General features: G+C 60.5%; 11 protein-coding genes. 10 read left to right on the forward strand and 1 reads right to left on the reverse strand.

The genetic code is table 11. From position 1 onward, the window contains the following. Nucleotides 1–128 precede the first annotated feature (128 nt). Complete coding sequence (locus AZG88_RS49145) at nucleotides 129–1,505, forward strand: MmgE/PrpD family protein (RefSeq protein WP_082833677.1); 1,377 nt, start codon at nucleotides 129–131, stop codon at nucleotides 1,503–1,505. A gap of 96 nt (nucleotides 1,506–1,601) precedes the next feature. Here AZG88_RS49145 and AZG88_RS49150 read toward each other — a convergent pair whose 3' ends face one another. Continuing rightward, a complete protein-coding gene (locus AZG88_RS49150) occupies nucleotides 1,602–2,720 on the reverse strand; it encodes an NDMA-dependent alcohol dehydrogenase (RefSeq protein ID WP_061701651.1) in 1,119 nt (372 codons plus the stop codon). A gap of 216 nt (nucleotides 2,721–2,936) precedes the next feature. Here AZG88_RS49150 and AZG88_RS49155 point away from each other — a divergent pair, with 216 nt between their 5' ends. The 9 genes from AZG88_RS49155 to AZG88_RS49195 all read left to right on the forward strand — a co-directional run bounded on the left by AZG88_RS49155 (nucleotide 2,937) and on the right by AZG88_RS49195 (nucleotide 13,946). Next, nucleotides 2,937–4,400: an aldehyde dehydrogenase family protein gene (locus AZG88_RS49155; RefSeq protein ID WP_061701642.1), complete on the forward strand. Its 1,464-nt coding sequence runs from the start codon at nucleotides 2,937–2,939 to the stop codon at nucleotides 4,398–4,400. A gap of 110 nt (nucleotides 4,401–4,510) precedes the next feature. Then, a complete protein-coding gene (locus AZG88_RS49160; RefSeq protein WP_141469732.1) occupies nucleotides 4,511–4,963 on the forward strand; it encodes a MaoC family dehydratase in 453 nt (150 codons plus the stop codon). Nucleotides 4,964–5,169: 206 nt separating this feature from the next. After that, complete coding sequence (locus AZG88_RS49165) at nucleotides 5,170–5,964, forward strand: citryl-CoA lyase (RefSeq protein WP_061701644.1); 795 nt, start codon at nucleotides 5,170–5,172, stop codon at nucleotides 5,962–5,964. Further along, nucleotides 5,961–8,123 (forward strand): acetate--CoA ligase family protein, encoded by a 2,163-nt coding sequence (locus AZG88_RS49170; RefSeq protein ID WP_061701645.1) that lies wholly within the window; start codon nucleotides 5,961–5,963, stop codon nucleotides 8,121–8,123. Before AZG88_RS49165 ends, AZG88_RS49170 begins: the two co-directional genes overlap by 4 nt. Further along, complete coding sequence (locus AZG88_RS49175; RefSeq protein ID WP_061701646.1) at nucleotides 8,120–9,031, forward strand: SDR family NAD(P)-dependent oxidoreductase; 912 nt, start codon at nucleotides 8,120–8,122, stop codon at nucleotides 9,029–9,031. The genes AZG88_RS49170 and AZG88_RS49175 overlap by 4 nt, the downstream gene beginning before the upstream one ends. 2 nt (nucleotides 9,032–9,033) lie before the next feature. Beyond that, the gene (locus AZG88_RS51375) at nucleotides 9,034–10,209 is read left to right on the forward strand and encodes an acyl-CoA dehydrogenase family protein (RefSeq protein WP_141469734.1); all 1,176 of its coding nucleotides are present in this window, start codon (nucleotides 9,034–9,036) and stop codon (nucleotides 10,207–10,209) included. After that, nucleotides 10,206–11,381, forward strand: coding sequence for an acyl-CoA dehydrogenase family protein (locus AZG88_RS49185; RefSeq protein ID WP_061701648.1), 1,176 nt, complete (start codon nucleotides 10,206–10,208; stop codon nucleotides 11,379–11,381). The genes AZG88_RS51375 and AZG88_RS49185 overlap by 4 nt, the downstream gene beginning before the upstream one ends. Before the next feature lie 545 nt (nucleotides 11,382–11,926). Next, entirely contained in the window at nucleotides 11,927–13,024 is a 1,098-nt protein-coding gene (locus AZG88_RS49190) for an alkene reductase (RefSeq protein WP_061701649.1), read from the forward strand. A 349-nt stretch (nucleotides 13,025–13,373) separates the two neighbouring features. Further along, a complete protein-coding gene (locus AZG88_RS49195; protein WP_231914494.1) occupies nucleotides 13,374–13,946 on the forward strand; it encodes a FadR/GntR family transcriptional regulator in 573 nt (190 codons plus the stop codon). The last annotated feature ends 41 nt before the right edge of the window (nucleotides 13,947–13,987 follow it).

Here is a 13,987-nt window from a genome sequence, read left to right on the forward strand (position 1 = left end):
CGATACCTCCGGGGGTGCTGTCGGTGCGACGGCGCCCCCGGAGGTCTTCGTCGACTCACTTGTTGCCGCCGTGGTTCGCATCCGTCATCGAAACACAACCGCGCCGGCACATTCTCGAAAGGATTTACATGAGTTCGCCGGCCCCGTCACCTACGCAGGCTTTGATCGGCCGTCTAACGAGTTTCGACTTCGCAACTCTGCCGCCAGACGTTGTCACTGCTGCTCGCCACTGTATTCGCGACTGGCTCGCGGTCGGGATTGCCGGCTCGACCCAGGACGTCACTCGACTCGTGCGGGACGAAATATTCGACCGCGGCGGAAATCCTCAGGCCACTCTCCTCGGAGCACCGAAGAAGGTGTCGGCGCATGACGCAGCATTGTGCAACGGGACCGCATCCCACGCCCTGGATTTTGACGACGTACTCGAAACTATGCTCGGTCATCCGTCTGCGCCGGTGTTGTCGGCCGCGATGGCCGTCGGGGAAAAGATCGGGGCCACCGGAGCGGCCGTCATGACGGCACTCGTCGCCGGGATAGAAACCGAATCCTTCCTAGGACGATTGATGGAACCCGGTCATCACGAAGCAGGGTGGCATACCACGGCCACACTGGGCACGTTCGGCGCGACGGCCGCGGTTGCACACCTACTGCGGCTCAATGGGGATCAGTTCAATCACGCTTTCGGTCTGGCGGGTGCGCAAGCGGCGGGCATGAAGGTGAGCTTCGGAACGATGGCGAAGCCATTCCACGCGGGCCGCGCCGCCGCCAACGGCGTTCTCGCTGCCTCACTCGCTCAGCGCGGCGTCACTGCCGCTGCCGACACTATCGAGGCACCCGGTGGTTACGCCGAACTGACGACCGACACGCTCGACCGCACTGCGGTCAGCACACTGCGCGAGGACGACTACGACATCAAGCGAGTCCTTTTCAAGAGGCATGCCTCGTGCTATCTCACGCATTCTCTGATTGAAGGTCTGCTCCAACTGCGTCCCCTGCTGGGCAGCGACACCCGCGTGGTGTCGGCCGTACATCTGCATGTTTTACCGGTACACCTCACGACCTGCAATAGCGAGACCGCACGTACCGGCCTCGAAGGCAAGTTCAGCATGCGCTTTCTGGCGGGATTGGCACTGGTCGCCGGCAAGGCGAGCGAGCAGGAGTTCAGTGACGCCTGGCTGAACCATCCTGAAATACGACGTATTAGCGAATTGGTGCAGGTTGTTCCTGACCACATCGGAGCACAGATGGCCACGCCGGTAGAAGTCCAGACCATAGACGGCCGAATGCTACGTGCCTGCGTCGATATGGGGATTCCCGCAAGCGGACGAAGGGTCCTCGATCAACAGACACGCTTGGTCGAAAAGTTCGACTCGCTCGTGGAGCCTGTAAATGGGAGAGGTGCGAGCACGCGACTGTCCGAGCTCGTCCAGTCCTTTGAGCACTTGGAGGACGTCCGCACCCTCATGTCGTACACCCGGGGACGCGCAGGCGCGTCGGTCGTATAGCGCTACCGCGCTATACGACCGACCGGCGTCGAGGTGTGGTCGTACTCTCGGTGGTGAATTGGGGCCGCAACTCACGTCACGCAGTCCGGACAGCGCCTAGGCGCGGTCGTCAAAGGTAATGAGACCACGAATATTCCGTCCGGCCCGCAAGTCTTCGACTGCGACGTTGATGTCATCGAGGGCGTAGGTGCGGGTCGCAAGGTCATCCAGCGGCAGATGCCCGGAGTTGTACAGTCGCAGCAGCCGAACGATGTCGTACTGAGGATTACTGGACCCGAACAGCGTTCCTCGAATGGTCTTGTCGGCAAGGGCCAAGCGGTTGCCCGAGAGGCATACGTTCATCTCGTCGGCCTTGGCGAGGCCGACGATGACGACCGTCCCGCCTTCGCCGATGGTGTCCACAGCGTTCGAGACCAAGTCGGCATCCACAATTCCTGCCGCGAGGATAGCCTGGTCCGCGCCCTGTCCCCAGGACAGCTCGGTGATCCGGCTCTTGGCTTCCTCGGCAGTGGCGAAGGTTTCGGTAGCACCGAATCGCTCGGCCATATCACGCTTGAAGGGAATCGGATCGACCGCGATCACGTGTGCGGCACCAGCCATCGACGCACCCTTGACTGCGTTTATTCCAATCCCGCCGACGCCGTACACGGCCGTAATGTCACCAGCTTTCACCCCGCCTGCGTAAACAGCTGACCCCCAACCAGTCGGAACACCGCACCCGGCCAACGCTGCAGTGTGCAAAGGCAACCAAGAGTCGATTTTGACCAGCGAATGCTGACTCACGACCGATCGTTCGGAGAATGTACCGAGCATGCATGTTCCGCCGAAGTCTTCGCCGTCGGCATGGAAGCGGAAGGTGCCGTCGGGAAGACAGCCGACCATCGCATTGGCGCCGAGCAGGCAGAGATTCTGGCGTCCGGTCGAACAGTAGCGGCACGAGCCGCAACTAGGAGTGAAGCTGCATACCACATGGTCGCCCACTGCAACTCGGTCAACACCTGGCCCGACCGCCTCGACAACTCCAGCTCCTTCGTGCCCCGCGACCATGGGAAGACGTGCTTCGAGATCTCCATCTGCGATGTGCAGATCGGAATGGCACAAACCTGCCGCCGCAAAACGGATCTGTACCTCGCCTTCGCGTGGTGCCGCGAGTTCGAGTTCGAGGACCTCATAGGGAGCCCCAGTTTTCCGAATAACGGCCGCCTTGGTCTTCATGAGTTCCTCCATGTCGAAGTTTTCTGTACCAGCGGCGCTGTGCGCTGTACACGGCCGACGGTAACGCCGAAAGTTGCGTGTCCCGTGTTCTAATTTCGGACATCCCCCCGCTCCGGTGACCTCGTGAGTCAATCTGGCACAGGTTGCGCGAATGAGTAATTGGCAGTTCGTATATTTCACGTAGCGGACGATCGACAATGCTGAGGAGCTGACAAAGTGGTGGCGCAATTCGACAACGGCTTCGTCGTCGGTACCAGGGGGCTCACGATTGGAGCGGAACTGGTCGAGGGAGCCGGAGACAATCTGGACGTACTGAATCCCGCCACGGAAAAGGTGCTCGCCACGGTGGCGGTCGCGTCCGTGCAGCAGGCCGACGAGGCTATCTCGGCGGCCCGTACAGGGTTCGAGGTATGGCGGCGGCTCTCGCCGAGGGAACGTTCTCGGCACATGCACCGGTATATCGATCTGATCGAGCAGGCGCGCGAAGAGCTGGTAGCGACCCTCGTCAACGAGGTCGGGAGTCCTATCAGTCTGGTCGAAGCTGCACAGGCATATCTGCCTGTGGATCAACTTCGATGGTTCGCCGACGCTGCTGCGCGGGACCGGGTCGAGCACTTGGGGCCTGCCCTCGCCCCGGTCCTCAACGTCAGTCAGATTTCGTACAGACCCGTAGGCGTTGTCGTCGCAATCTCGGCCTACAACTATCCGCTGATGATCGCAGCGCTGAAACTCGGGTCGGCACTCGCTGCAGGATGCTCCGTGGTGTTGATGCCCTCGCCGCGCGCGCCGTTGACGGCGTTGCGCCTCGGCGAGCTGGCACTCGAGGCCGGCCTCCCCCCCGGCGTCGTCAATGTCATTGCCGGCGACCCGGCAGTCGGTAGGCATCTCGTCGCGCACCCGGGCACAGACAAGGTGTCGTTCACCGGATCGGTGCCGGTCGGGGCAGACATCCTCGCCACCGCGTCGTCGCAGATCAAGGGGGTCACGCTCGAGCTGGGGGGTAAGGGCGCGGCCATTGTCTTCGAGGACTCGGACCTGTCTCGAGCCGTGGTCGACGCGCACATGCGATGGTCGCGTAATGCTGGTCAAGTGTGTACTGCACCCACCCGAATCCTCGTTCATGAATCTATGAAGGACGAATTCGTTGCGGCCAGCGCTTCGGTGTTCGAACGCTTGATTGTGGGCGACCCGTGGCGCCCTGAGACGATAATCGGACCGTTGATCACTCCAGAGCATCGTGAACGTGTCCAAAGCTACGTCGATGGTGCACTTGCAGCAGGCGGGGAAGTGTTACTGGCTGGTACAGCAGAGTTGCCTTCCACCGGGTGGTACATGAACCCCGTATTGCTAGGGGGATTGCCAGAGGATGCACGTGCGGTCCAAGAAGAAATCTTTGGTCCGGTGGCCGTTCTGCAAACATTCACCGATGACAGCGATGCCATAAGGATTGCCAACTCGACACAGTTCGGGTTGTCCGCGTCGGTTTACACAGCCGATATGAAGCGCGCGATGTGGGCTGCGGAACAGTTGCGTGCGGGAACTGTGTGGATCAACGGAGGGGGACCGTTGCGACCCGATGCGGTTTTCGGCGGATTCGGGTTGTCAGGTCTGGGCAGGGAACAGGGTGAGCACGGCATCATGGAATTTCTCGAGGCGCAGCACGTGCAATGGCAGCCATGACTCCAAACAAGAACTATCGAGGTCGTCAGTCGGACCAGGTTCCGGGTGCGTCGACGCATCGCCCGGAAATCAAGGTTGATTGACGAAGATCTCGGAGAGGGATATCAATAATGAAGGTGTTCAACGGAACCGCGGAGCTGTTGGCGGCCGACGGATCCGATCTGGGAACGAGCAAGTGGATCGAGATAGACCAAGATCGAATCGACAAGTTCGCCGAAGCAACCGGAGACTTCCAATGGATTCACGTAGATGCTGAACGAGCAGCGAGCGGTCCATTTGGTACAACAATCGCGCACGGATACCTGACAGTATCGCTCGTACCAGCGCTGTTGCGGCAACTGTATCGGGTCGATGGTGTACGAATGTCCCTCAACTACGGACTCGGGCGAGTGCGGTTTCCAACACCCGTACCGATGGGATCGCGAGTTCGAGCGAACGCAAAGTTTACGGAGGTACGCCAGCTCGAGGGTGCGGTGCAGGCCACCCTCGAAACGGTTGTCGAGTTGGAGCGGTCGACTAAACCGGCGTGCGTCGTCGAATCAATTGCCCGATACGTCAACTGAGCCACTTCGGCTGCGGCCCGAACGGGTCGGGATGCGTTTGACGAGGACGGCAGGCCGCGACGCCTCTGCATACGAGTTTGTATCGCGATATAGAACAAGGATTGAGAATCTCTGTCGCGAATCAGCGAAGTCGGGACACCGCCCGACACGTGCAGCAAGACAGAGCGGATTATTCACGCACTAATGAGCAAGTGAGGAACGCCGAAATGGCTAGTGAAGTAACGAAAATTCGATCCGATATAGCGTGGAGTACTTCGGATGAAATAAACATCCGCGGAAGAAGCCTGCCCGATGAACTTCTCGGCGAGCTGACTCTCGGTGACTTCTCGTTCCTGCAGTTGACCTCGCGGATCCCGAGCCCCGAAGAGTCACGGGTCTACAACGCGATCCTGGTTACTCTGGTCGAACATGGCGTAACACCCAGCGCGTTGGCGGCGCGATTGACTTATGCCGGGGCGCCAGAGGCGATGCAGGCAGCAGTGGCTGCCGGTTTGTGCGGCCTTGGATCTGTCTTCGTGGGCAGCACCGAAGGCGCCGCTCGACTGTTGAGCGAAGCGATCCCGCTGGGATCGGAACCGCCCGCGGACCTGGACGCGTTGGCGCGTTCTGTAGTGGAGGACTGGGTTGACTCCGGAAAATCGCTACCTGGATTCGGACACCCGATCCACAAGCCAATCGATCCCCGCACGCCGCGACTGTTCAAGATTGCAGAGGAGACCGGGTTCGCCGGCCCCTATGTCGCGCTTGTGCAGTTGGTTGCGGCGCACGCTGAGCGACTCACAGGCAAACCACTCCAGGTGAACGCCACGGGAGCGATTGGCGCCCTCGCATGTGAACTGGGTTTCGAGTGGAAGGTTGTGCGTGGCTTCGGTGTAATGGCGCGAGCGGTCGGACTGGTGGGTCACGTTCTCGAAGAGAGTGAACAGCCGATAGCTCTGAAAGTATGGAGGCGCACCGAGGAGGAGGCAAGTCGCCATGCGCGTCCGGGTGGTGAAATGTGAGCACCAGTGAAATCGTGAGTTCTCGCACCGATGTGATCAACACACTGATGAACGCACGGTCGATCGCGATCGTCGGTGCGTCGGACGACAAGACCCGAATTTCCGGCAGACCGCTACATTTCCTACTTCGGGCAGAGTTCGCCGGCAACATCTACCCGGTAAACCCTTCGCGTACCGAGGTACAAGGCGTGCCGTGCTTTCCCTCGATCAGTGCACTTCCCGAGCCGCCGGATGTAGCAGTGCTGGTTGTACCAGCGGCAGCGTCGGTCTCGGTCATCCGGGAGTGCGCAAGTATCGGTGTTCCGATTGCCGTTGTCACTTCCGGAGGATTCGCCGAGGCGGACGCGGACGGACAGCGCTTGCAACGGGAACTGGTCGAGACTGCCCGCGAGGGCAACGTTCGGTTGCTCGGTCCGAACTGTCTTGGCGCATACAACGCGTTCAACGGCATGTATGCGACATTCTCGCAGACACTGATGCCCGCCTTCCCGAATCCGGGACCGGTGGCGGTAGTCAGCCAAAGCGGCGCGTACGGTTCGCATCTCGCCTTCCTCGCGCAGAAACGCAATCTGGACATCGGCTACTGGTTGACCACAGGTAACGAAGCCGATATCGACGTTGCGGAGGCGCTTGACTGGTTGGCTGGGCGCTCAGAAGTCAGTGTCATCATGGTGTATGTCGAGGGAGTCCGCGACGGATCGGCCTTTCTCCGGGCACTCGAACGTGCGCGTGCCAACAACAAACCTGTCATCGTGCTCAAGACCGGGAGCTCCGAGGTGGGCGCGCGAATGGCGGGATCGCACACGGGCGCATTAGCCGGCGCCGACGAAGTGTACGACGCGGCCCTGCGAAAAGGGGGCGCCTATCGTGCGATGTCGATCGAGGAACAACTCGACATCGCGTACGCATGCGCCCGTGCGCGGCCTCGGCCTGTGAATCGGCTGGGTGTCGTCACAGTATCTGGTGGGATCGGCGCCCACATCTGCGACGTCGCCGACGCTTACGGTTTGATGATGCCGACGTTGCCGGACGATGTGCAGCGCAGATTGCAAAACTTGGTCCCCTTTGCCTCGGTCGGCAACCCGGTGGATTGCACCGGCCAAGCTCTACAGGACACGACTCTTACGTCGGAGGCTTTCCGGGCCCTACTCGGTCCCGGCGATTGCGATGCGGTCCTCGGCTTCTACTCAACGGTTCCAGCGGCGAAGGTCTTCGCCCAGCGACTGCAGGATGCCATGGAGTCGGGGACAGCCGGACACCGGCAGGCGTTGCGAGTAATCTGCATGGTCGCCGGCGCAGAGACTATCCGGGAGTACGAGTCACATGGCGTGCTCGTGTTCGAAGATCCCGACCGAGCCGTGCGCGCGATCGCGGCATTGTCCCACTTCGGCAGGGTTTTCGACACTACAGCCGAGGTACCTGACGTGTTGCCGGTCGCAGCGTCGACACTTGAATCGAGGCCGTACAACGAGGTCGAAGCCAAGCGAATCCTTCGCGCCGCCGGCGTGCCGATGCAACGGGAGATCGTCGCCCATACCGCCGACGAGGCTGCCGCGGCCGCCGAAGAACTCGGCCTACCAGTTGCATTGAAAATCGTCTCAACGCACATCGCACACAAGTCCGATATCGGTGGTGTCGCTCTGGGACTCGTCGATTCGGATTCCGTGCGTACTGCATACCGCTTGATCATGGAGTCGGTCCACGCTGCTCGGCCCGATGCCGTCATCGATGGTGTTCTGGTAGCACCGATGGCGGCTCCCGGGACGGAGCTGATCATCGGTGCAAAGATCGATCCGGCTTTCGGACCAGTGATCATGGTGGGCCTCGGTGGGGTGTATGTGGAGACACTGAGCGACGTCGTCGTGCGCCTAGCTCCCCTGGACCACCATTCGGCCAAGGCAATGCTCAGCGAGTTGAACGGTGTGTCGTTGCTGACGGGCTCTCGCGGACGAGAACCTGTTGATCTCGACGCGGTCGTCGACTGCCTGGTTGCAGTGTCGAAATTCGCGGCGGCGCACCGCGACGACCTATCGGTCGTGGAGATCAACCCGGTGGTTGTCTACCCGGCGGGTAAGGGCGCACTCGCATTGGACGCGGTCTTGATCGGCGCAGAAGAAAGTGCGTCAGTCGAATGGGATAACGAGGAGAGCAGGGCATGAGCACATCATTGGCTGGACAGGTAGTGGTGGTTACCGGTGCGGGTGGCGGCCTCGGCCGCGATTTCGCGCTGCAGATGGGTGCTGAAGGGGCGTCCGTCGTCGTGAACGACACCGGCGTAGAACTGGACGGCTCGGGCGGCAACGCGTCACGCGCCCAAAGTGTGGTCGACGAAATTACCGCCCAGGGGGGATCGGCCGTCGCGAGTACCGACTCGGTCGCCGGCTGGGAATCCGCGCGGCAGATTGTGCAGACAGCCGTCGACACATTCGGCCGTATCGACGCCGTTGTCAACAACGCCGGCATTGTGCGCGACCGCATGATCTTCAAGATGAGTGAAGAGGAGTGGCGTGCGGTGATCGATGTTCACCTGCACGGGAGCTTCTTCGTCTCACGTGCCGCTGCGGACTACTTCAAGAAGCAGGAGTCCGGCGCGTACGTGCATATGACGTCGACCTCGGGCTTGATCGGAGCGATCGGTCAAGCGAATTACTCGGCCGCCAAGCTAGGAATCGTCGGACTTTCACGCTCGATTGCCAACGAAATGGCTCGGTATGGTGTTCGTTCGAACTGCATTGCGCCGTTCGCATGGAGCAGAATGACCAGTTCGATTCCTACCGACACTCCGGAGCAGCGTGCGCGTGTAGAAAAACTTCAGCTGATGCAAGGCTCGAAGGTGGCTCCACTCGCCGCGTATCTGGTCAGCGACGGTTCCAATGTCAGCGGACAGGTATTCGCGGTACGCGCCAATGAGATCTACCTTATGAGCCAGCATCGCCCGGCCAGGACGATGCACCGTAGTGAAGGTTGGACCGTCGAGACGATCGGTGAGCACCTGATCCCGGCCTTGAACAGCTCCTTCACTCCGCTCGAAGTGACCACAGACGTAATCTCCTGGGATCCGGTGTGAACATGAGTGTTTCGCATATCGAAGCGTCAGACCTCGACGCCGATACATTGGCCGAATTGGCATCTGTAGCAAGCCGGTTCGCTCAGCCGAACGTTTCTCGCGTGCGGACACTGCGGGAATCCGGACAGTCATTCGACCGTGAAGTATGGACCCGGTTCGCCGAACTGGGTTGGCTGGGGTTACTGGTACCCGAGACGCTCGGCGGTGCAGGAGCCGGCGAATCCGCAGTTGCGGTAGTCGCTGAAAAGCTGGGGGCTGGAGCGTATCCGGAACCGTACGCAGCTTCGAGCGTGGTGGTAAGCCACCTGCTAAGCGGCCTCGCGCTAGCCGGGTGCGGCAACGCCCAAGCGCTGCTGGAATCGGTACTCGACGGGACCCAGCTGCTATCGGTGGCGGTCCCGGCAGATGGTGGCCCCACGGTGCGAAACGGACGGGTCCGTGGCCGACGAGACGGTGCAATCACGGTGTTCGACGGCGTAGCGAACTGGGTACCGGTTGCCGAGGCCGACACCTTCCTAGTGTATGCAGAGGCTGAGGCTGGGCCAGTGCTTGCATCCCTGCCGCGGACGGCCGATGGCATGGTCCTTGAATCGAGCACCCTTTCCGACCACACAACGGTTGCGACTATCGAACTGAGCGGAGTTACTGTTCCAACAGCAGACCTCATCGGCATCGGTTGCGATGTTGACGCCGCGCTCGCCGAGGCGACGGACGTGGCGCTGATCGCTACAGCCGCGGAACTCATCGGCGTGGCCGACAGAGCATTGACACTTGCGCTCGAATTCATTACGAGCCGCAGCCAGTTCGGCAAACCGATCGGCTCGTTTCAGGTGCTTCAACATCGGGCCGTCGACATGTACATTCAGCTCCGCCTTGCTCGCGCGGCATTGCGCAGCGCGCTGTCTGAGAGGACGAAGTCGACTACCACAGTGCAGCGACGGCGCGCCGCGGCCAGTAGCGCAAGAGCTCGATCCTGCATCGCGGCAACGACCATCTGTCGCCAAGCGGTGCAACTTCACGGTGCCATCGGCTTCACCGACGAGTACGACCTCGGGTACTACGTCAACCGGATGGTCGCGCTTACCGCGTGGTTGGGTGGCCCGGACGTGCATCGACAACGGTACTTTGACCTGCTCGGAGGACGACCGGGCAATTCGAGAAATGGAGGTTCGCGATGACCGACTACGGCGTACGCCAGGAGCTCGAATGGAACGCGTTGACCGATGATGAATTCAGGGACATCGTCCGCGAGGAGTTCGAGGCGAACTACCCGGACGAGATCCGCTATCCTTCGCGCCGGTTGTACTGGCGAGAGCAATCGGCTTGGTTCCAGCGAATGTCGGAAAAGGGCTGGATTGCACCGAACTGGCCTGCTCGATACGGAGGAATGGGCCTCGCCCCGTCGAAACTGTTGATCTTCTTCGAAGAGCAGGAGCGATGGGGGATTGCGAGATTTCAGGATCAGGGCGTGCGAATGATCGGTCCCGCACTGTTCGAGCACGGCACGGAGGATCAGCAACGTCGCTTCTTGCCAGGAATCCTCAGTTGCGAGCACAGGTACTGTCAGGGCTACTCCGAACCTGGCAGCGGCTCGGATCTGTCGAGCCTCCGTACGACCGCCCGCCGTGATGGCGATGAGTACGTCGTCAATGGCAGCAAAATCTGGACGACCATGGCCCATGACGTGACCCACATGATGCTCCTGGCCCGGACGGGGGCCGACGGCCGACGTCAGGCAGGCATCAGTTTCTTCATCGTGGAGCTCTCCACCCCTGGGATTACGGTGCGGCCGATCACCGACATTGCCGGCCACCAGGAATTGTGCGAGGTCTTCCTCGAGGACGTCCGAATTCCCATTCGGGACCGCGTAGGGGAGGAGAACCACGGATGGGAGGTCGCCAATACGGTTCTGCGTTCCGAACGAATCCACATCGGTAGTCCACAGCTGCCAGCGTATGGGCTCGAAAGTCTTGGAAACGTTGCTACCGCATGCGGTCTTTGGGACGATCGCGCATTCCGCGCCAAGTACGCGGAGCTCCTCCTCGACCTCGAACATCTCAAAGATATCTACGGAGAGTTCGCGCAAGCGTTTGTAGAAGGGCGCCCGATCGGGCCGGACGTCTCATTGCTGAAGATCTGGTCGACCGACCTTATCCAACGGATCGCCGAAGTCATCCGGGAATCAGCGGGACCGGCCGGTGCAGTGGTCGGGAGAATTCAAACCGATGACAGAGAAACCATCGACATACTCGACGTGTTCTATAAGGCCCTGCCTTCCACGATATACGGTGGCAGCAACGAGATTCAGCGGAACATCATCTCGAAGAGGGTCTTGGCGCTGCCAACGTAGAATGCGAATCCGTCTCATGGAGGCGAAGCCCCGGATTCCGACCCCACCACGTTCAATGAAGTGACTTGCATGACTGTGGTTGCACCGGACCCGAGCATGCAGGGTTGGCCTCTTGGCGACGACCCGCACCACCTTGCAGCGGTGAGGTTCCGCGTCGAAAGGTGTTGGGCATGGCATACGCGGATGCGGTGTGGTTCGGGTGATTGGCTTACCGGCTCAGTTGGCATCCTTACCGCTCGAACTCCGGATGCGATTCGCATGATCATGAGACCGACGGTGTCGAGACCGGCATCAGCCTAGAGTTCCCCGTCCGCACTCCTAAAGATGCGCGGGCAGAACGTAGATGAGTTCGGAAAATGGCGTCCTCTGAGTATTGACACTGCCGAAAGCCGTGACCTACATTACATTTCGCGGCCGTTCTGCTGGACTTGTCACAGTGGCCGATTCTCACTCCGGATCGATCCGATCAACGGCTAACCAAAGTCAGCTCAAGTATGAGTTCCCCTCGCGCTTGAGTTCACCTACAACAGGAGGCAGCGAAAATCATGCTATTCGATACGTTCAAACTTGGTGCGCTGGAGCTTCAGAACCGGATCGTCATGGCGCCGATGACCCGAGTCCGTGCGACGGCATGCGGTGTGCCCTCTGCCAGCGGCGCCCTGTATTACGCGCAGCGTGCAACCGCTGGTTTGATTATCAGCGAAGGCATCGCACCGTCCCTCCAAGGCCAGTCCGAACCGAACGTTCCCGGTCTCTACAATGACGAACAGCAGGCCGCATGGACGAAGATCACTGACGCAGTGCATGGTGCTGGCGGACGAATCTACGCTCAGATTATGCACGGTGGGCGCATCGGACACCCAGAGATCCATGGTTTGCAGCCCGTAGGAGCTTCGGCCGTTGCGGCGCAGGGCACCGTTTACACATCAGGTGGCAGATTGCCTTTCGTGACGCCGGTCGAGATGACTGTAGATCAGATCGAGGATCAAATCGCGGTATTCGTGAGCGCTGCAGAGCGTGCGATGGCTGCGGGCTTCGATGGCATCGAGCTTCACGGTGCGAACGGATACCTCATCCAACAATTCCTGTCTGACAACAGCAATATGCGCACTGACCGGTATGGGGGATCGCATGAGAACCGCGCGCGCTTCGCTGTTGAGGTTGCGACGGCGGTCAGCGACGCTATCGGCGCCGATCGCGTGGGAGTCAGATTGTCGCCCGGAGGAAAGTTCGGCGACATGAACGAGAGTGATACCGAGGGACTCTACCGAACACTGATTGGAATGCTCGATCCGATCGGCCTGTCATATCTCCACGTGCTCGAGACCGCGTCGGATGTGGTCAACGATGCGATCCGTGACAAGTGGAACGGGACACTGATGGTTAATCCCTCATTCGTAGACTTGAAACAGATGGGGACCGTTGGTGCGCGATTTGCGGATAAGCCCAATGCCGCCCGCTGGCTAGCGCGAGGAGCTGACCTGATCAGTTTCGGAAGGTACTTCATCTCGAATCCAGACTTGGTTCGTAGGCTGCGAGAGGATCTCGAGCTTGCCGACCCTGACCTGAGTACCTACTACTCCGGCGGTGACGAAGGTTACATCGACTATCCCGAGTGGTCCCCGGTCAACGCCGAGAGCTGAGTGTACGGTCGTGCGACACCGAATGCTCGAAGGGCCGCGGCGGCCACTTGACCAGAGATCCCTCGTCAGCTCAATTTGCAGATGCTCGAATTTAGTCGGCCTCCGAATTCGATTCGGCGCGATCTGCTCGTGACCCTCGTGCCCGCTGAATGTTGGGCATGGCCAATTGTGACCGGAGGATTGGCATGACACCAATCACAGAAACTCGGACAAGGACTGGGATCTCCCCGTTGAAATTGCCGAGGCTTGCGGCGCCGAGAGGCTCCGAAGTTCTGGCAGCTGAATTGCGTGAACGGATACTGCGCGGTCACTATGTCGAGGGTACCCGGCTGCCGACCGAGCGACTCTTTTGGCCGCCCAAACTCAGCTTAGTCGTACAACGGTTCGCGAGGCGCTCAAAACCCTCGAAGTGCAGGGATTGCTGAGCATCAAGCCCGGTCGCGCCGGAGGCGCCACCGTGCAGCGACCGGGTTCGCACCTGGTGGCGGACGCTGTCGCACTGACTATTCGTGGAAGGGAAGCGGGCCGGTCCCGCTTGATCGAGGCACGTCAGGCAATCGAACCTTTTTGTTCCAAACTTGCTGCCGGCGTGCGCGACTGTAGCGATGTGGCAGCCATGGAAGAGGCAAATGAGTCCATGACGGTAGCCGAAAACGTAGCGAGTTTCCGTCGGGCCGACGCGATGTGGCACGTTGCAGTAGTTTACGCGAGCCGCAATCAGTTGATGACGGAGTTGGCGTCTGGTCTGTTAGCGGTCGATGAGGAGGCCGAGACCCCAGAGTTCGTCGACCATGAGACGCGCACCAGTGTCTTGGTGGCGCACCGCGCGATCACGATGGCGATCCGGAATCGTGACTGTGCGGCGGCAGAGCGTGAGATGGCCCGACATCTCCAGTCGGACGCAAGGTGCGCGCGGGCCTAGCGGACCCCATAGCTCCGGTGGTGCCCTGTGTGTCAGGGTGA

It is taken from the genome of Rhodococcus sp. LB1 (assembly GCF_001583455.1).
In the GTDB taxonomy this organism is placed as follows: domain Bacteria; phylum Actinomycetota; class Actinomycetes; order Mycobacteriales; family Mycobacteriaceae; genus Rhodococcus_F; species Rhodococcus_F opacus.